Here is a 17,671-nt window from a genome sequence, read left to right as displayed (position 1 = left end):
GTCTACCATCCGCCGCTCGTTCCTCGCGGCTCCCGCCAGGCCCGACCACGACGCGGCACCACCACCCACCCCGCCCTGCGTCGTCTCGCCCCGGTCTTCGCCCACCTGGGGCGACTGCCCGCGGTGTCGGTCCCGCCGTGCCGTGGCGTCCCACGGGGGCGCCTCCGGTCGTGATGGGCGGCCTGCTGCGGCTGGCGGCCTGAGCGCGGTGGGTGACCGGTCGCCGTCGGGCATGACCAGGGTTCTACCTCGCGCCTCCAGGGTTCTACCTCGCGTGACCACGGTTCTACGTCGTGCGACCACGGTTCGGCCTCGCGTGAGCACCGGGTCGCTGGAGCGCGCACGCGGGACCGATCTGTCCACGGTTCCGCAGACCGGGCCACCGGCCGCGGGCACTGGTCAGTCGCGGGTGCGGAGCTCGGTGAGCAGGGGGCGGTGGTCGGAGGCGGTGACGTCGAGGACCTCGAAGGAGCGGAAGGTCATGGGTTCGGAGCCGAAGACCCAGTCGATGCGGTGTGCCGGGGCGACCGCGGGCGACGTGAGCGCGTCGCGGTCGCCGGCGGCGTCCTGGCCGCTCTCGAGCCCGTGCTCCTCCACCAGGGTGATCTCCTCCCAGCCGGGCTCGGCGTTGAGGTCGCCCGCGAGGACGTAGGCGCCCTCGACCGGCTCGTCGGCGAGGAGCGTCCCCAGCTGGTCGAGCCGGGTCGGGGTGTTCTCCTCGCGGTGCTGCAGGTGCACGGACGTCACGCGCACCGGGACGCCCGCGGCGTCGAGGGTCGCGGAGACCGCCGAGCGCTCCTGCGGTCCGGCGCCGTAGGGCAGGGCGTGGCGCGCGACGTCGGCGAGGTCGCCGCGCAGCGGGTCCCAGAGGATCGCGTTGCCGAACTGCCGGTCCGCGGCGGGGACGAAGACGACACGCATCCCCGTCTCGCGCGCGAGGAACGTCGCCATGTCGGCGCCGCCGCCGAGCACCCAGCCGCGGGACACCTCCTGCAGGGTGACGACGTCCGCACCGGAGTCCTCGATGGTCGCGACCATCTCGTCGAGCCGGACGGACGGGTCGGCGCTCACGCCGTAGTGCAGGTTCCAGTCGAGCAGGCGCAGGTCGCCGACGGGCTGGTCGGCGACGGCGGACGTCGTGGTCGGGACGTGGACCTGCGTGACCCCGACGAGCGCGAGCACCGCGACCGCCCCGCCGACGGCGAGCGCCGGGATCTTTGCGCGACCGGCGGCCGGCGTCGTGCCCGACGTCGCGGGGTCGCCCGCGGAGGCCGTGGCGCCTCGGGCGCGGAGCCCGGCGACGACGGCGGGCACGGCGAGTGCGAGCGCCGCGGCGACGGGGACGAGGGTGTGCGGGAAGGGGAGCGGGACGTCGTACTCGAGCTGGTACCCGAGCAGGGGCACCGCGATCCCGAGCCCGGCGACGCTCGCGGCACCGGCGAGGCGCAGCCAGGTGAGCGGGCGCGCCCCGCGCGTCAGGGCGAGCGCGAGCGTGCGGGCGGCTGCGGGGACGAGGAGCACGAGCAGGACGAGGAGCGCCCAGCCCCCGACGGTCCCCGGCCCGTCCAGGCGCGGCACGGCGAGGAACACGACGGCGACGCCCACGACGAGCAGCGCGGGGGACACCCACGGTGAACCCCGCCGGGTCGCGCGGCCCGCCCACGGGACGAACCACGCGGCGAGCACGGCGGCGACGGCGAGCGCGGTGACGGCGAACGGCAGCGCGACGCCCGTCTGGGACGCGGCGAACGCCGGGTTGGCGAGCGCCTGCACCAGGAGCGCGACGAACGGGCCGAGCACCCACAGCCCGCGCGACCCCGGCCAGGCCGCGCGCCCTCGCAGCGCCCACGCGCACGCGACGGCACCGGCGGCGACGACGGCCGTCACGACCCACCCCGCGACGTCGGCGCGCCAGTACGCGTCCCAGGTGCCGAGCACCGCGCTCAGCACCCCGGCGAGCAGCGCGCCGAGCACGACGCCGAGGGCGACGAGCGACCCGCGCGCGAGCGGGGCGCCGGAGCGGGACGGCGTCCGGCCCGACGCGCCGTCGACCTCCGGTGCGGGGTCCGCACCGCTCGCCGGGCTCCCGCTCGCGAACGCGGCGACGAGCACGAGCACGCCGATCCCGAGCGCGACGGTCGCGAGCCCGACGCCGTAGCGCACGAGGCCGAGGTCCGCGCCTGCGGCGATCGCCGCGCCGAGGCCCTGGAGCACGAGGCGCGCCACGACGAGGGACGCCACCGCGAGGAGCACGACCTTGCCCGTGAGCTCGAGGCGCGCCGCGATCATCACGACGAGGACCCCGGGGGCCGCGTACGTCGCGAGCGCCGTGAGGGCCACGGTGACGACGCCCGCGGAGAACGCGTGGTCGAGGAGCGGTCCGCTCGACCGCACGAGCTCGACGACGATCGCGGTGACCGCCACGACGAGCAGGAGCGGCACGACGGTCGCCCGGTCGAACCGGGCGGCAGACCGTGACACGGGCCGCGGGGACGGGGGCTGCGCTGCGCTCACGATGCACGACGGTACCGGGCGGTCGCTGTGATCCGCACCACACGATCGGGCCTTCCGTGCCAGACTGAGGGATCGGCTGCGACGGCGCGCCACCACCTCGGCGCGCGAGGAGGCGAGGACGTGGAGACGACCGCTGGGATCTCCCCGCACGCGCAGGGCGCCACGAGCGCCCCGACCGCGACGGACGGCGGGCGGGCGCGCATCGGGCACTGGGTCGCGGGACGCGTGCGGCCCGACGCGGAGCGATACGGGCCGGTCCACGACCCGGCGTCGGGCAGGGTGACGGGACAGGTCGCGCTCGCGTCCGCGGGCGACGTCGACGCCGCGGTCGCGGCGGCGCGGGACGCGTTCCCCGCGTGGCGCGCGACGAGCGTCTCGCGCCGCGTCGAGATCCTCTTCGCGTTCCACCAGCTGCTCGTGGAGCACCGCGACGAGATCGCCGCGGTGGTGAGCGCCGAGCACGGCAAGGTGCTCGCCGACGCGGCGGGCGAGGTCGCCCGCGCGCTCGAGTGCGTCGAGTTCGCGTGCGGGATCGGCCAGCTCCTCAAGGGCGGGTACACCGAGCAGGCGTCGTCGGGCGTGGACGTGCACGAGGTGAAGCAGGCCCTCGGCGTCGTCGCCTGCGTCACGCCGTTCAACTTCCCGGCCATGGTGCCGCTGTGGATGATCCCCAACGCGATCGCGTGCGGGAACACGGTCGTGCTCAAGCCGAGCGAGCGCGACCCGTCGGCGTCGCTCGTCGTCGCGCGGCTGCTCCAGGAGGCCGGGCTGCCCGACGGCGTCGTGAACGTCGTGCAGGGCGACCGGGTCGCGGTGGAGCGCCTGCTGGAGCACCCCGACGTGGAGGCCGTGAGCTTCGTCGGCTCGACGCCCGTCGCCCGCCACGTGTACGAGACGGGGACGCGGCACGGCAAGCGGGTCCAGGCCCTCGGCGGCGCGAAGAACCACATGGTGGTCCTGCCCGACGCCGACGTGGACGTCGCGGCGGACGCGGCGGTCTCCGCGGCGTACGGGTCGGCGGGCGAGCGGTGCATGGCGGTCTCCGTGCTCGTCGCCGTGGGCGCGGTGGCCGACCCGCTCGTCGAGGCGATCCGCGAGCGCGTGGCGCGCCTCGTCGTCGGGCCGGGCTCCGACCCCGCGTCGCAGATGGGACCCCTCATCACGGCCGAGCACCGCGACCGGGTCGCGGCGCGCGTCGGCACGGCGGCCGAGGAGGGCGCGACGCTCGTCGTCGACGGCCGCCGGGCGCCCGACGGCACCCCCGACCTGGGGGAGGGGTTCTTCCTGCACCCCACGCTCGTCGACCACGTGCGCCCCGAGCACACGGTGTACCGCGAGGAGATCTTCGGGCCCGTGCTGTCGGTCGTGCGCGCCGAGTCCTACGACGAGGCCGTCGGGCTCGTGAACGACAACCCGTACGGCAACGGTGCCGCGATCTTCACGCGCGACGGCGGCGCGGCGCGCGCGTTCGAGGTCGACGCCCGGGCGGGCATGATCGGCGTCAACGTCCCCATCCCCGTACCGGTCGGCTACTACTCGTTCGGTGGCTGGAAGAGCTCGCTGTTCGGGGACCTGCACGTCTACGGGCCCCAGAGCGTGCAGTTCTACACGCGCACCAAGGTCGTCACGACGCGCTGGCCCGACCCGTCCACGGCGGGCGTCGACCTCGGCTTCCCCCGGACCCGGTGAGCGACCGATGACGACGGAGGAGCTCGCCCGGCGCACGTCGCGCACGCGCGCCGACGACCGGTACGTCTTCCACTCCTGGTCCGCGCAGGGCGCGATCGACCCGCTGCCCGTCGCGGGCGGCGAGGGCGCGTGGTTCTGGGACGAGGACGGCAACCGCTACCTCGACTTCGCGTCGCAGCTCGTCAACCTCAACCTGGGCCACCAGCACCCGCGCCTCGTCGCCGCGCTCCAGGCCCAGGCCGGGCGCCTCGCGACGGTCGGGCCGACCTTCGCCAACGACGTGCGCGGCGAGCTCGCCCGGCTCATCGCGGAGCGCGCGCCGGGAGCGGCGGGCGACGAGCGACGCTGGCGGGTCTTCTTCACGAACGGCGGCGCGGACGCCGTCGAGAACGCCGTGCGGCTCGCGCGCCTGCACACGGGGCGCGCCAAGGTGCTCGCCGCGTACCGGTCGTACCACGGCAACACCACGACGGCGATCTCCCTCACGGGCGACCCGCGTCGGTGGCCCAACGAGGTCTCGCCCGACCCGCACGTGCGCCACTTCCTCGGGCCGTACACGTACCGGTCGTCGTTCGGGGCGGCCGACGACGCGCAGGAGGGGGAGCGTGCGCTCGCCCACCTGCGGGAGGTCGTGCAGCTCGAGGGGCCGGGGACGATCGCGGCGATCCTGCTCGAGACGATCGTCGGGACCAACGGCGTGCTGGTCCCGCCCGACGGGTACCTCGCGGGCGTGCGCGCGCTGTGCGACGAGCACGGGATCCTGCTCGTCACCGACGAGGTCATGGTCGGGTTCGGACGCGTGGGCGAGTGGTTCGCGGTGGACCGGTGGGGCGTCGTGCCGGACCTCGTGACCTTCGCCAAGGGCGTGAACTCGGGCTACGTGCCGCTCGGTGGCGTCGTGATCGGCGAGCACGTCGCGCGGACGTTCGACGACCGCGTGTTCCCCGGCGGGCTCACCTACTCCGGCCACCCGCTCGCGTGCGCCGTCGGGGTCGAGTCGGTCCGCACGTTCGAGGACGAGCGGATCCTGGAGCGGGTGCGCACGCTCGGCGCCGACGTGATCGGGCCGCGGCTGCGCGAGATCGCCGCCCGGCACCCGAGCGTCGGGGAGGTTCGCGGGCTCGGGTTCTTCTGGGCGGTCGAGCTCGTGCGCGACCGCGAGACGCGCGAGCCCCTCGTCCCGTTCAACGCGAGCGGGCCCGCCGCCGCGCCGATGGCCGCCGTCGTCGCCGCGGTCAAGGAGCGCGGCGTGTGGCCGTTCGTGCACGTCAACCGTCTGCACGTCGCGCCGCCGCTCGTCACGTCCGCCGCCGACCTCGAGCACGGCCTCGCGGCGATCGACGCGGCCCTCGACGTCGCCGACGAGCAGGCCGAGGCGGTGCGGGCATGAGATGGGCCCGGTTCGCGCCCCCAGACCAGGCCCATCTCATGCCCACAACCGAGGAGGGGTCATGACGACCGTGCGAGCCGCGCTCACCCAGGTCCGCTGGACGGGCGACAAGGAGTCGATGATCGACGCCCACGAGAAGCACCTGCGCGACGCCGCCGACCAGGGCGCGAGGCTCGTGTGCTTCCAGGAGCTGTTCTACGGGCCGTACTTCTGCCAGGTGCAGGACGCCGCGTACTACGCGTACGCCGAGTCCGTCCCGGGGCCCACGGTCGAGCGCTTCTCGGCGCTCGCGGCCGAGCTGGGGACCGTCGTCGTGCTGCCCGTGTACGAGGAGGAGCAGCCGGGCGTGCTCTACAACACGGCGGCCGTGATCGACGCGGACGGGCGCTACCTCGGCAAGTACCGCAAGACGCACATCCCGCACGTGCGCGGGTTCTGGGAGAAGTTCTACTTCCGCCCCGGCAACCTCGGCTACCCGGTGTTCGACACCGCCGTCGGGCGCGTGGGCGTCTACATCTGCTACGACCGGCACTTCCCCGAAGGCTGGCGCGCGCTCGGCCTGAACGGGGCGGAGATCGTGCTCAACCCCAGCGCGACGAGCCGCGGGCTGTCGAACTACCTGTGGAAGCTCGAGCAGCCGGCGGCGGCGGTCGCGAACGAGTACTACGTCGGCGCGATCAACCGGGTGGGCGTCGAGGACCTGGGCGACGACGACTTCTACGGCACGTCGTACTTCGTCGACCCCGAGGGCGCGTTCGTCGGGGACCCCGCGGACGACCACGAGGAGGAGCTCGTGGTGCGCGACCTCAACCTGGACCTCCTGCGCGTCGTGCGCGACCGGTGGCAGTTCTACCGCGACCGCCGTCCCGACGCCTACGACGACCTCACCCGGCCGTGACCCGAGGATTCCGAGAGGGGAGCACGCGATGCCGCACACGCTGATCCGGGGCGGGACCGTCGTCGGGCCCACGGGCTCGACGCTCGCCGACGTGCTGGTCGACGGCGAGCAGGTCGCCGCGCTGCTGCGGCCCGGGGACCAGAGCCTGGGCGCCGACCTGGCCGCGACGGCCGAGCGCGTGATCGACGCGACCGGCAAGTACGTCATCCCGGGCGCCGTCGACTGCCACACGCACATGGAGCTGCCGTTCGGCGGGACGAACGCGTCGGACACGTTCGAGACCGGGACGCGCGCCGCAGCGTGGGGCGGGACGACGACGATCGTCGACTTCGCCGTCCAGCGCACCGGCGAGCGCGTCCAGGACGGGCTCGCCGCGTGGCACGCCAAGGCGGACGGGAAGTGCGCGATCGACTACGGGTTCCACCAGATCCTCGGCGGCGTCGACGACGACTCGCTCAAGGCCATGGACGAGCTCGTGGGCGAGGGCATCACGAGCTTCAAGCTCTTCATGGCCTACCCGGGCGTGTTCTACAGCGACGACGGGCAGATCCTGCGCGCGATGCAGAAGGCGCGCGACAACGGGTCGGTGATCATGATGCACGCCGAGAACGGCATCGCGATCGACGTGCTCGTGCGCGAGGCGCTCGACCGCGGCGACACGGCACCGTACTTCCACGGCACGAGCCGCCCGTGGGAGACGGAGGAGGAGGCGACGCACCGCGCGATCATGCTCGCGCGCCTGACCGGGGCGCCGCTGTACGTCGTGCACATGTCTGCCAAGCAGGCCGTGGCGACGCTCGCCCGCGCGCGCGACGAGGGCTGGAACGTGTTCGGCGAGACGTGCCCGCAGTACCTCTACCTCTCGCTCGAGGAGCAGCTCGGCGCGCGCAGCGACGAGTGGGGCGACTTCGAGGGCGCCAAGTGGGTGTGCTCGACGCCGCTGCGCTCGCGCGCCGAGGGCCACCAGGACGAGCTGTGGCGGTACCTGCGCACGGGGGACCTGTCCGTCGTGAGCACCGACCACTGCCCGTTCTGCATGAAGGAGCAGAAGGAACTCGGCCTCGGCGACTTCTCGAAGATCCCCAACGGGATCGGGGGCGTCGAGCACCGCCTCGACCTGCTCTACCAGGGCGTCGTCGACGGGCGGATCTCGCGCGAGCGATGGGTCGAGCTGTGCTGCACGACGCCGGCCCGCATGTTCGGGCTCGACGGCCGCAAGGGCGTGCTCGCCCCGGGTGCGGATGCCGACGTCGTCGTCTACGACCCCGCCGGGCGCACCTCGATCGGGTACGGGAAGACGCATCACATGAACATGGACCACTCGGCGTGGGAGGGGTTCGAGGTCGACGGGCACGTGGACGTCGTCATGTCACGCGGCCGCGTGGTCGTCGAGGACGGCACGTACCACGGGAGCCCCGGGCACGGGCGGTTCCTGCGCCGCGGGCTGTCGGCGTACCTGCGCTGAGCGCGGTCCGGATCGGAGGCGGGCATGGACCTCGGGGTGGTGCTGCAGAACGACCCGCCCGCGTGGCGGGTCGTCGACCTCGCGCGGCAGGCGGAGACGTACGGCTTCTCGCACGTGTGGACGTTCGACTCGCACCTGCTGTGGGAGGAGCCGTTCGTCGTCTACTCCCAGATCCTCGCGGCCACGCACCGGGTGACGGTCGGCCCCATGGTCACCAACCCCGCCACGCGCGACGTCACCGTCACCGCCTCGCTCTTCGCGACCCTCAACGAGATGTTCGGCAACCGGACGATCTGCGGGATCGGCCGGGGGGACTCCGCCGTGCGCGTCATCAACGGGCGGCCCGTCACGCTCGCCGAGCTCCGCGAGGCCATCGGCGTGATCCGCGGCCTCGCGTCCGGGGAGGCGGTCCAGTACCGCGGCTCGACGCTGCGCCTGCCGTGGAACCCGGGCTCCCGGCTTCCCGTGTGGGTCGCGGCGTACGGGCCCAAGGCGCTCGCCCTCGCCGGGGAGGTGGGCGACGGGTTCATCCTCCAGCTCGCGGACCCCGACGTCGTCGCGTGGTCGGTCGCCGCCGTGCGGGCCGCGGCCGAGCGCGCGGGGCGCGACCCGGACGCGGTGCGCGTCTGCGTGGCCGCGCCCGCCTACGTGACCAGCACGGCGCCGTCGAACGGGGAAGGGCGGCGGGCGCTCGCGCACGCCTACGACCAGTGCCGGTGGTTCGGCGGGATGGTCGGCAACCACGTCGCGGAGATCGTCGCGCGCTACGGACCGGGCGGGTCCGAGGAGGGCGCCGGCGTGACGATCCCGCACGCGCTCACCGACTTCGTGGCCGGGCGCGAGGGCTACGACTACAACGAGCACGGGCGCGCGGGCAACACGCACACCGCGTTCGTGACGGACGAGATCGTCGACCGGTTCTGCCTCGTCGGTCCGGCGGAACGGCACGTCGAGCGGCTGCGGGAGCTCGCCGCGCTCGGGGTCGACCAGTTCGCCCTCTACCTCCAGCACGACGCCAAGGACGAGACCCTGCGTGCGTACGGCGAGACGGTCGGCCCCGCCGTGCGCGACCTCGTCCGCGCGCGCGAGTGAACATGCGGGGACGCCGCGCGCGACGTCCCGCCCGACGGCCCGCGTGACCGGACCCACGTGACTGCCCGAGCGCGACGGGACCTTCGGCCCTGTCCGGGCCCACCGCCGTATTCCTACGGTCGGGACCGTGCAAAACCCTCGGGACGTGACGAGCAGGACGCCGTTCCGCGCGCTCCTCGTGCTGCCCGCCGGTGTGGCGCTGCTCACGGGGCTCGCGACCGGGCTCGCCCTGCTCGGGCTCCCGTCGCCCGTCCCCGCCGCGCGGGTCCAGGACGCGCACGGCCTGCTCATGGTCCTCGGGTTCGTCGGCACGCTCGTCGCGCTCGAGCGCGCCGTCGCCGTGCGGCGACCGGTCGCCTACCTCGCGCCCGCCGCGCTCGGCCTCGGAGCGCTCGCGCTCCTCGCGCCCCTGCCCCGCGCGGTCGGCCAGGGGCTCCTCGTCGCGGGGACGCTGGGGCTCGTCGCGATCTACGCCGTCGTGTGGCGACGGCAGCCCGCCGTCGCGACGGCGGTCCAGGCCGCCGGCGCCGTGCTCGCCGTGGGCGGCGCCGCGCTCTGGGGCGCGGGGCTCGCCGTGCCGGACCTGCTGCCGTGGCTCGTCGGGTTCGTCGCCTGGACCGTGCTCGGCGAGCGCGTCGAGCTCGCGCGGCTCGAGATCGACGCCCGCGCCGAGCGCACGGTCCTCGCCGGGGCGCTGGTCTTTCTCGGCGCCGCGTGCCTCGCCCTGCTCGCGCCCGCACCCGGGTATGCCGTCGCCGGGGCGGCGCTCGCGGCGTCGGCCGTCACGCTGCTGCGGCACGACGTCGCACGTCGCACCGTCCGCGGTCGCGGGCTGCCGCGCTTCGCCGCGGCGGCGATGCTCGCGGGCTACGCGTGGCTCGTGCTCGCCGGTGCCGCCTGGGTGTTCCTCGCGGCCGGTGCCGGGCCCTCGGGCCTCGGCCCCGCGGTGACGCTGCGGTCCGGGCCGACGTACGACGCCGTCGTGCACGCGGTGTTCCTCGGGTTCGGGCTGTCGATGATCGTGGCGCACGCGCCCCTCATCCTCCCGGCCGTCCTGCGCCGTCCGCTCCCGTACCGCGCCGCGATGTGGGCGCCGCTCGTCCTGCTGCACGCCTCGCTCGCCGTCCGGGTCGCCGGTGACCTCGCGGGCGACGGACCGGGCGCGGTCGCGGCCGTCCGCGTCGGCGGCGTCGGGAACGTCGTCGCCGTCCTCGCGTTCGTCGGCGTCGCGATGTGGTCGGCACTGCTCCGCGACCAGAGCTCTACCTCGCGTGACCAGAGCTCTACCTCGGCCGACCGGGCCTCTACCTCGCGTGACCAGGGCTCTACCTCGGCTGACCGGGGCTCTACCTCGTGCGACCAGGGTTCTGCCTCGGAACCGTCCGCCGTGCTGCCGATCGTCTCCGGAAGGTGACCGTGCCCGCGTCGCCCGAGCGGCCCTCGCTCCTGACCGCCCGACCCGCCGGACCGCTGCCCGGCACGCGGAAGGTCGGGGGAACCGGCCGGAACCTGTGGCTCCACGCGCTCGTCCTCGGCTGGTTCGTCGCCGAGGCGGTGCTCGTCGTGGTGCACCGGTTCGTGCCCGACGCGCTGTGGCTCATGGTCCACGTGCTCATGCTCGGTGCGGTGAGCACGGCGATCCTCGTGTGGAGCCAGCACTTCGCCGACACGATGCTGCGCCGCCAGGCGCCGGGCGGGCGCCCGCTGCACGTCGCGCGGCTCGCCGCGCACACGGTCGGCGCGCTGCTCGTCGTCGCGGGGCTGCTCACTGACGTGTGGTCCCTCGTCGTCGCGGGCGGGGTGCTCGTGGGCACGGGCGCGGTGACGCACGCGACGGTGCTCGTGCTCCAGGGCCGCGGCGCGCTGCCGTCGCGCTTCGGCCGGCTCGTCCGCTACTACGTGGTCGCCGCGGCGTGCCTCCCGGTCGGCGTGACGCTCGGCGTCCTCCTGGCCCGTGGCGGCGCGGGGACGGAGGCGTACGGCCGCCTCTATGTGGCGCACGTGACGCTCAACGTCCTCGGGTGGGTGGGGCTCACCGTGCTCGGCACGCTCGTGCTCCTGTGGCCCACGGTGCTGCGCACCCGCATCGAGCCCGACGCCGATGTCGCGGCCCGCCGCGCGCTCCCGGTGCTCACCGCGGGGATCCTGCTCGTCGTCGCGGCGTGCGCGGTCGGTTGGCGACCCCTCGTCGCCGCCGGGGCGACCGTGGTGCTGGGTGGCACGGTGACCGTCGGGCGGCACCTCGCGGCCCAGGGCCGGGCCGCGCAGCGCGGCGCGTGGGGGTTCGCCGCGTGGAGCCTCGCCGCGTCGGTCGTGTGGTTCGCCGGGAGCGTGGCCGCGTTCGGGGCCCGGGTCGCGACGGCGCCGTCGTGGGCCGCCGCGCAGGACGCGATCGGCGGGCTGCTGCTCCCGTTCGTCGTCGGGTTCGCCGCGCAGGTGCTCCTCGGCGCGCTCACGTACCTCGTCCCCGTCGTGCTCGGCGGCGGCCCCGCACGACGGCGGCGCACCGAGGCCGTCGTCGGCGCCGGAGGCGCGTACCGCGTGCTCGTCGCGAACGGCGGGCTCGCGCTGTACCTCCTGCCGCTGCCGTCGTGGGTGCGCGTCGGTCTGTCGCTCGTCGTCTTCGCGACCTTCCTCGCGTTCCTCGTGCTCGCGCTGCGCGCCGTGTTCGTGTCGCGGGGCGGCCCGGTCCCCGCGGGAGAGACGGTCCCGCGGGGCCGCCCGGACCCGGCGGGCGAGACGGTCCAGCGCCCGGAAGCGTCCCGGCCGACGGCGGCCCCGTCCCCGGCCCAGCCGCCCGGACCTGGTGCGGCGAGCCCCGCGGCGGACGCTCCGGCGTCGGGCACGCGCCGCGGCGAGGCCGCCCGTGCCGTCGCCGCCCGCCGGGACGCGCAGGCGCGCAGGCCGCTCGCGGGCGCGGTGACGGCCGCCGTCGCGACGCTGGCGCTCGCGGTCGTGGGCGGCGTCGCGGCCGACCCGGTCGCGGCCGGCGTGGGGTCGAGGGTCGTGGGCGGCGGTGCCGTCGCCGGGACCGGAGGGGCCGGTGTGCCGGTCGCGGCGACCGGCCGCACGACGACCGTGCAGGTCGACGCCGTCGACATGCGCTTCGTCCCGGACACGATCAGCGTGCCCGCGGGCGACCGGCTCGTCATCGAGCTGACGAACACCGACGACGACGTGCACGATCTGGTCCTCGCCGACGGCGCGACGACGGGTCGCGTGGCGCCGGGCGCGACCGCGACCCTCGACGCGGGCGTCGTGAGCCGCGACCTCGACGGGTGGTGCTCCGTGGCCGGCCACCGGCTCATGGGCATGACGCTCACGGTGGAGGTCACAGGGGGCGCGGCGCTCGCCGACCCACCGGGCCCGGAGGAGTCGCCCGCGGCCGAGGGGGCGCACGCGGGGCACGGGACGTCCCCGGGAACGGACTCGCTCGGCGTGGCGGACGCCGACCTCCTGGGCGGGCCCGGGGACGGGTTCGTCGTGCGCGACGCGACCCTTGCGCCGGCCGAGACGGACCCGTCCGGCGGGCCCGTCGTGCACCGGCGGACCCTCACCGTGACGGAGGCGGCGCAGGAGGTGGCGCCCGGCGTCGAGCAGACCGTGTGGACGTTCGGCGGGACCGCGCCCGGGCCCGTGCTGCGGGGGAAGGTCGGCGACGTCTTCGAGATCACCCTCGTCAACGACGGGACGATCGGGCACTCGATCGACTTCCACGCGGGCGCGCTCGCGCCCGACGAGCCGATGCGGACCATCGCGCCGGGGGAGTCGCTCACCTACCGCTTCACGGCGACCCGGGCGGGGATCTGGATGTACCACTGCTCGACCATGCCCATGTCGCTGCACATCGCGAACGGCATGTTCGGCGCGGTGATCGTCGACCCGCCGGACCTCGCCCCCGTGGACCGTGAGTACGTCGTCGTGCAGTCCGAGCTCTACCTCGGCGCGCAGGGCGCGTCGGCCGACGACGCGAAGGTCGCCGCCGCCGAGCCCGACCTCCTCACGTTCAACGGGTACGCGAACCAGTACCGCTATGACCCGCTCGGTGCCCGGGTGGGCGAGCGCGTGCGCGTCTGGGTGCTCGACGCCGGTCCGAACCGCCCGAGCGCGTTCCACGTCGTCGGCGGCCAGTTCGACACCGTCTACCACGAGGGCGCCTACGCGCTCCCGCCGGGCACGTCCGGCGGCAGCCAGGTGCTCGGCCTGCTGCCCGCGCAGGGCGGGTTCGTCGAGCTCACGTTCCCCGAGGCCGGGACCTACTCGTTCGTCACGCACGCCATGTCCGACGCCGAGCGCGGCGCGTCCGGGGCGTTCGCCGTGACGCCCTGACCGGCCCGCCCACCGGCGTCGTCGTCCGTGCCGGCAGCACCGCAGACCCAGCACCCCACCCGGCGCTCGCGCCACGACCAGGAGGACCACCATGGCAGCAGAACCGATCGAGATCACCGAGCCTCCGCAGCACGCGGCCGTGCGCGACGACGGGGTCGAGGAGGGGCACGCCTGCGGGTGCGCGCACGACGACGCCGAGATCGTCCTCGACGTCCGCACGATCCCGCACGCCGTGCGTCACGGCGTCGTCTTCGGGGCGCTCGAGGCGCTCGCGCCCGGGGACGGGCTCGTCCTCGTCGCGCCGCACGACCCGCTCCCGCTGCTCGCGCAGCTCGAGGGACGCGAGCCCGGCGCGTTCGACCGCGAGTACCTGTCGCGCGAGGCGACCGAGGTGAGGATCCGCCTCACGCGCCGCCCTGTGCCCGCACAGGCCTGAGCGGCCGGGCCGACACGGTCCCGACACGACGCCCGGCGGCACGGGGATGGCCGCCGGGCGTCGTCGTGCGCACGCGCGTGCCTCGCTCGCTGGCGCTGACTCAGGAGAGTAGCCGGACCAACCTCGACGCCCTGTCAAGAGACGCTATCTGCGCACCGTGGCCGCGCGCTTGACCATCTCGCGATGCTCGCCAGCGCGCCGATGAAGTCCATTTTCAAGTGCCCGGTCCACCCACGCCTCCTTTTGTTGCGAGATCGTCTTGTCAAAGGACTCCATTTCACCGGTGCGCACGATATGAACGCCGCGCGCTTCAAGTCGTTCGAGGAATCTCATGGCTGCGGCCGAGGCTCTGCCGGGAGAAAGCACCGAGATGCCAGACTTCTTCGCCGTGTCGCGGATATTGTTATCTATGATGTCTTGTTTGATCAGATTGAAGTCAGTCGAGTCCTCAGCATCCCAACTCTCGCCGAGGGCTCCAAGGATCCCCTTGATCCTCTGCGGCTCGTCTAGGAGGAGGTCGAAATCGGCGATTACGCTCACCGAAACATGGAGCTTCGCTAGCGCGCGAACGCGCGACTCGATTCCCGACTTTCCAACCGAAGGAATGAAGAGGGTCTCGTTCGCCGACCGGTGGATCTCTGAGGACTCAAGAAGCTCGTCAAGCACTGCTCCGTAGAAGCGGCAGTCAGCATCAGATTCGCATGCAATAACCTTGCGATAGAAGAGTCCGGAGAGAATGTTTGAATAGCGGAGGACGGCGCTGTTCCAGATCCACTCTACGTCGTCCGTTCTGACTTGCGAGAGGCGATTTCCGGCACCTTCGCGCGCAATACGCACAAATCGCAGAGGCGCCTTGCTTTCAAGTAATCCAACGACAAGGTCGCGGTCATGTGTGACCACAATAACCTGGCGATCTCGGGTCCCCGACTCCCTCCCGATAATTCGGCCGAGGGCTCTGGCCTGCGGCGGATGGAGGTAGGTCTCGGGCTCATCGAGAAGTAAGACTTGAGCGCCTCCCAACAACAGGGCGGCAACAGGGCCTACGAACGACTGCATCCCGTTGCCCTGTATGGCGAGTTTCGGCAGCCTGCGCATGGCCTCCGTATAGGCTTCGGTGAATCTCCCGTCTACCATGAGCGATTTGTCCACTGCGCCAAGTCGAAGTCCGTAGAACCCGGTCGCCTGATCGTAAACGAGGGGTTCTCCGAAGACTTCATGGAACACGGATGAAATCTCCGCCTCGGCCCTGTCGTGGCTCCGATGGATGATGGCCATGAAGGTCGCATCATTTTCGCCCCCTCCATCCATGGAGTGGAAGGACCCGCTTAGACTCCCCATCCCCACGCTCGAGTCGTTGAGGAAAAACGGAGCCACCTCGGGTGATAGTCGCTCGGTGCTGATCCCGTGGAAGAAGGTTGTCGACGTTACCGAGCTGCCACCGCCCTTAGGGGTGTACTTGACGACACCTTGATAGTCTGGCCCGTAAGCGCCGGAGTGATCCTCGAGCCAAGCTATAAAGTCGGGATCTGAATCAGGCGTCCATGTGCGTGCGTGAAAGGCGGAGAATTTCTCCACCCCGAGTTGATTGATGAGGGGTTCGCTTACTTCCACTGACTTTAGAACTACTTGCTGATCATCATCGACGGCCACCAAGAAGCGCCGAATTTCGCGAAGTAGTTTCGACTTTCCCACGTTGTTTGGCCCGACTATGCAGGTGATACCGGCGTCGTCAAGATCTACGACGTCGCCGAGATTGGATGTTAGCTTCGCAATTCGATACTTGAGCTCCACGTCGTAATCATGGCTCACGTAGGCGGACATTGCCAGGCGGTCGGAGCGAACCTGCGACGGACTGGAAGAGATCGCAAACCTTGAGCGCGTGGCGGAGATGCTCGCGCACTGGTCGCCGCGCTAGCCGGAAGGCTCTCCACAGGGATGCCGTTGCGGATCGGATTGGGGCTATGGCCCTGTCGGGGGCTCCCAGCCGCGGCGCGGTGCGCGCGACGTCGTCGCGACCGCGCGGCGCCGGTAGACGACGTACGGCCGCGTGAGGTAGCCGAGCGGCGCGGAGAACACGTGCACGAGGCGCGTGAACGGCCACAGGGCGAACAGCGCCAGGCCGCACAGGACGTGGAGCTGGAACGCGACCGGGACGTCGGCCATGAGCGACGGGTCGGGCTGGAACGTGAGCAGCGAGCGGAACCACGGCGAGATCGAGCCGCGGTAGTCGTACCCGCCGCCGAAGATCTGGTGCTGGACCGTCGCGAGCGTGCCGAACCCGATCGCGGCGCCGAGCACGACGTACATGAGCTTGTCCGTGCGCGTGGTCACGCGGAAGACCGCGCCGGAGAGCCTCCGGCGCAGGACGAGGATCACGAGCCCGACGACCGTGAGGACGGCCGCGAACGTCCCGGCGATCGTCGCGACGAGGTGGTAGGCGTGCTCGCCCACGCCGACGGCCTCCAGCCACGGGCGCGGCACGAGGATCCCGACGACGTGCCCGCCGATCACCATGAGGATGCCGACGTGGAACAGCGGCGAGCCGAGGCGCAGCCAGCGGTTCTCGTAGAGCTGCGACGAGCGCGTGGTCCAGCCGAACTGGTCGTAGCGGTACCGCCACACGTGCCCGACGACGAACACCGCCGCCACCGCGTACGGGACGGCGACCCACAGCAGGACGTCGAGCGGGCTCATCGTCGGGTCTCCTCGGTCAGGCTCGGGATCGTGGCGAACGGCGTGAGGTGGGGCAGGTCGCTCAGGCCGACGAGCTCGGTGGGCGGTCCCGCGGCGACCAGGTCGCGAAAGCGTGCCGCCGTCTCCGACTGCATCGCGGGCAGCGTCGCGACGAGCGCCGCGACGACGTGCGCGTACGGGCTGCGCAGCGTCTCGAGCGCGGCGCGCAGGACCTCGATGCCGTCGCGGTGCGCGTCGAGCACCATGCCGGCGATCGCGCCGTCCGTGCGCGCGGAGAGCTCGAGCACCGTGGGCAGGTGGTCGGGCAGCTCCGAGCCGTCCGTCTCCCAGCCCGCCGCGCGGAACGCCTCCACGAACGTGACGAGCGCGGCGCCGCGCTTCCGGGTGTCCCCGGCCGCGTAGTACGACAGGTACAGGGAGCACCGGCGCTTGAGGTCGAACGTCGCGACGTAGGCGGCCTGGAGCTCGCGGAGGGGCACGGACACCGTGGCGTCGAGGAACGCGCGCAGGGGTTGCCGCACGTCCGGGGGCAGCCCGGCGACGACGTCCTCGACGTCCGCCCGGTGGGCGGCGGCCTCCGCGGTGGGGTAGTCGAGCAGGAGCGAGATCACGGTGTGCGCGGCGCGGCGCTGGTCGTCCGGCAGGGGACCGGGCGACGACGCGCTCGTCGAGGACACCGGCCGGGAGCGGGTCGCGCGCCTCATGCCGCACCCCCCGAGGCCTCCGGGCCCGCCGGTCGCGGCGGCGGGAAGAGCCCGCCCGGGGTCCCGTCGCCGTCCCAGGTGAGCAGGTTGACCCGACCCGTGGTGGAGGGGGTGTACGGGCTGGTGGCCCGTTCCTTCTCGCCGACCGCGTGGAACGACTCGCCCGTCGTCGGTCCCGCGCCCCCCATGCCGGGGCCGCCGTCGTAGTCCAGCGAGCACGCCATGTCGCTCAGCTCGCGGGCGATCTCGGTGTGGGCGGTGGGGATGACGTACCGGTCTTCGTACTTCGCGATCGCGAGGAGGCGGTACATCTCCTGGACCTGTTGTCCGGTCATGCCGACGGCGGTGGCGGTGTGTTCGTCGGGTTCGTGGCCGAGGTTGAGGTCGCGCATGTAGGAGCGCATGGCGGCCAGGCGGCGTAGGACGCGTTCGACGGGGGCGGTGTCGCCGGCGGTGAAGA

At 73.1% G+C, this 17,671-nt stretch carries 12 protein-coding genes and 1 pseudogene; 8 read left to right on the top strand and 5 right to left on the bottom strand.

What is annotated here, in order from left to right; translation table 11 throughout:
• Positions 1 to 399: 399 nt before the first annotated feature.
• Entirely contained in the window at positions 400 to 2,514 is a 2,115-nt protein-coding gene (locus tag ACTJIY_RS20470) for an endonuclease/exonuclease/phosphatase family protein (protein ID WP_440675331.1), read from the bottom strand.
• Positions 2,515 to 2,715: 201 nt separating this feature from the next.
• Between ACTJIY_RS20470 and ACTJIY_RS20465 the strand changes: the two genes are divergently transcribed.
• The 8 genes from ACTJIY_RS20465 to ACTJIY_RS20430 all read left to right on the top strand — a co-directional run bounded on the left by ACTJIY_RS20465 (position 2,716) and on the right by ACTJIY_RS20430 (position 13,813).
• Positions 2,716 to 4,203 carry a CoA-acylating methylmalonate-semialdehyde dehydrogenase gene (locus ACTJIY_RS20465; protein ID WP_439159323.1) on the top strand — a complete coding sequence of 496 codons (1,488 nt, stop codon included), beginning with the start codon at positions 2,716 to 2,718 and terminating at the stop codon, positions 4,201 to 4,203.
• Positions 4,204 to 4,210: 7 nt separating this feature from the next.
• A complete protein-coding gene (locus tag ACTJIY_RS20460) occupies positions 4,211 to 5,593 on the top strand; it encodes an aspartate aminotransferase family protein (protein WP_353708005.1) in 1,383 nt (460 codons plus the stop codon).
• Positions 5,594 to 5,654: 61 nt separating this feature from the next.
• Positions 5,655 to 6,491 (top strand): nitrilase-related carbon-nitrogen hydrolase, encoded by an 837-nt coding sequence (locus ACTJIY_RS20455; RefSeq protein ID WP_440675332.1) that lies wholly within the window; start codon positions 5,655 to 5,657, stop codon positions 6,489 to 6,491.
• Between the two features lie 28 nt (positions 6,492 to 6,519).
• Positions 6,520 to 7,956, top strand: a complete 1,437-nt coding sequence (gene hydA, locus ACTJIY_RS20450) for a dihydropyrimidinase (RefSeq protein ID WP_440675333.1) — start codon at positions 6,520 to 6,522, stop codon at positions 7,954 to 7,956.
• Positions 7,957 to 7,980: 24 nt separating this feature from the next.
• The gene (locus ACTJIY_RS20445; protein WP_353708007.1) at positions 7,981 to 9,048 is read left to right on the top strand and encodes a TIGR03842 family LLM class F420-dependent oxidoreductase; all 1,068 of its coding nucleotides are present in this window, start codon (positions 7,981 to 7,983) and stop codon (positions 9,046 to 9,048) included.
• Between the two features lie 145 nt (positions 9,049 to 9,193).
• Positions 9,194 to 10,462, top strand: coding sequence for a hypothetical protein (locus ACTJIY_RS20440; protein ID WP_253051112.1), 1,269 nt, complete (start codon positions 9,194 to 9,196; stop codon positions 10,460 to 10,462).
• A complete protein-coding gene (locus ACTJIY_RS20435; protein ID WP_440697258.1) occupies positions 10,459 to 13,377 on the top strand; it encodes a multicopper oxidase domain-containing protein in 2,919 nt (972 codons plus the stop codon). The genes ACTJIY_RS20440 and ACTJIY_RS20435 overlap by 4 nt, the downstream gene beginning before the upstream one ends.
• Before the next feature lie 91 nt (positions 13,378 to 13,468).
• Positions 13,469 to 13,813, top strand: a complete 345-nt coding sequence (locus ACTJIY_RS20430; protein WP_439159319.1) for a DUF2249 domain-containing protein — start codon at positions 13,469 to 13,471, stop codon at positions 13,811 to 13,813.
• 144 nt (positions 13,814 to 13,957) lie between these two features.
• Here the strand turns inward: ACTJIY_RS20430 and ACTJIY_RS20425 are convergent, their stop codons facing one another.
• From ACTJIY_RS20425 to narY, 4 genes and pseudogenes are all read right to left on the bottom strand, one after another.
• Entirely contained in the window at positions 13,958 to 15,604 is a 1,647-nt protein-coding gene (locus tag ACTJIY_RS20425) for an AAA family ATPase (RefSeq protein WP_440675335.1), read from the bottom strand.
• A gap of 168 nt (positions 15,605 to 15,772) precedes the next feature.
• Entirely contained in the window at positions 15,773 to 16,507 is a 735-nt protein-coding gene (gene narI / locus ACTJIY_RS20420; protein WP_440675336.1) for a respiratory nitrate reductase subunit gamma, read from the bottom strand.
• On the bottom strand, positions 16,504 to 17,211 hold the full coding sequence (narJ, locus tag ACTJIY_RS20415) for a nitrate reductase molybdenum cofactor assembly chaperone (protein WP_440675337.1): 708 nt from the start codon (positions 17,209 to 17,211) through the stop codon (positions 16,504 to 16,506). The genes narI and narJ overlap by 4 nt, the downstream gene beginning before the upstream one ends.
• Positions 17,208 to 17,671: pseudogene (narY, locus tag ACTJIY_RS20410) on the bottom strand (nitrate reductase subunit beta); the annotation flags it as partial. The gene narJ and the pseudogene narY, both read right to left, overlap by 4 nt.

This window comes from Cellulosimicrobium sp. 22598 (genome assembly GCF_052044445.1).
In the GTDB taxonomy this organism is placed as follows: domain Bacteria; phylum Actinomycetota; class Actinomycetes; order Actinomycetales; family Cellulomonadaceae; genus Cellulosimicrobium; species Cellulosimicrobium cellulans_G.
This window is presented reverse-complemented; position numbering and strand designations above follow the sequence as displayed.

Bases quoted from the DNA above. Each gene is read 5' to 3' on its own strand.
- hydA (WP_440675333.1), top strand. From the start codon at position 6,520: ATGCCGCACACGCTGATCCGGGGCGGGACCGTCGTCGGGCCCACGGGC.
- narJ (WP_440675337.1), bottom strand. From the start codon at position 17,211: ATGAGGCGCGCGACCCGCTCCCGGCCGGTGTCCTCGACGAGCGCGTCG.
- ACTJIY_RS20430 (WP_439159319.1), top strand. From the start codon at position 13,469: ATGGCAGCAGAACCGATCGAGATCACCGAGCCTCCGCAGCACGCGGCC.
- ACTJIY_RS20460 (WP_353708005.1), top strand. From the start codon at position 4,211: ATGACGACGGAGGAGCTCGCCCGGCGCACGTCGCGCACGCGCGCCGAC.
- narI (WP_440675336.1), bottom strand. From the start codon at position 16,507: ATGAGCCCGCTCGACGTCCTGCTGTGGGTCGCCGTCCCGTACGCGGTG.
- ACTJIY_RS20445 (WP_353708007.1), top strand. From the start codon at position 7,981: ATGGACCTCGGGGTGGTGCTGCAGAACGACCCGCCCGCGTGGCGGGTC.
- ACTJIY_RS20455 (WP_440675332.1), top strand. From the start codon at position 5,655: ATGACGACCGTGCGAGCCGCGCTCACCCAGGTCCGCTGGACGGGCGAC.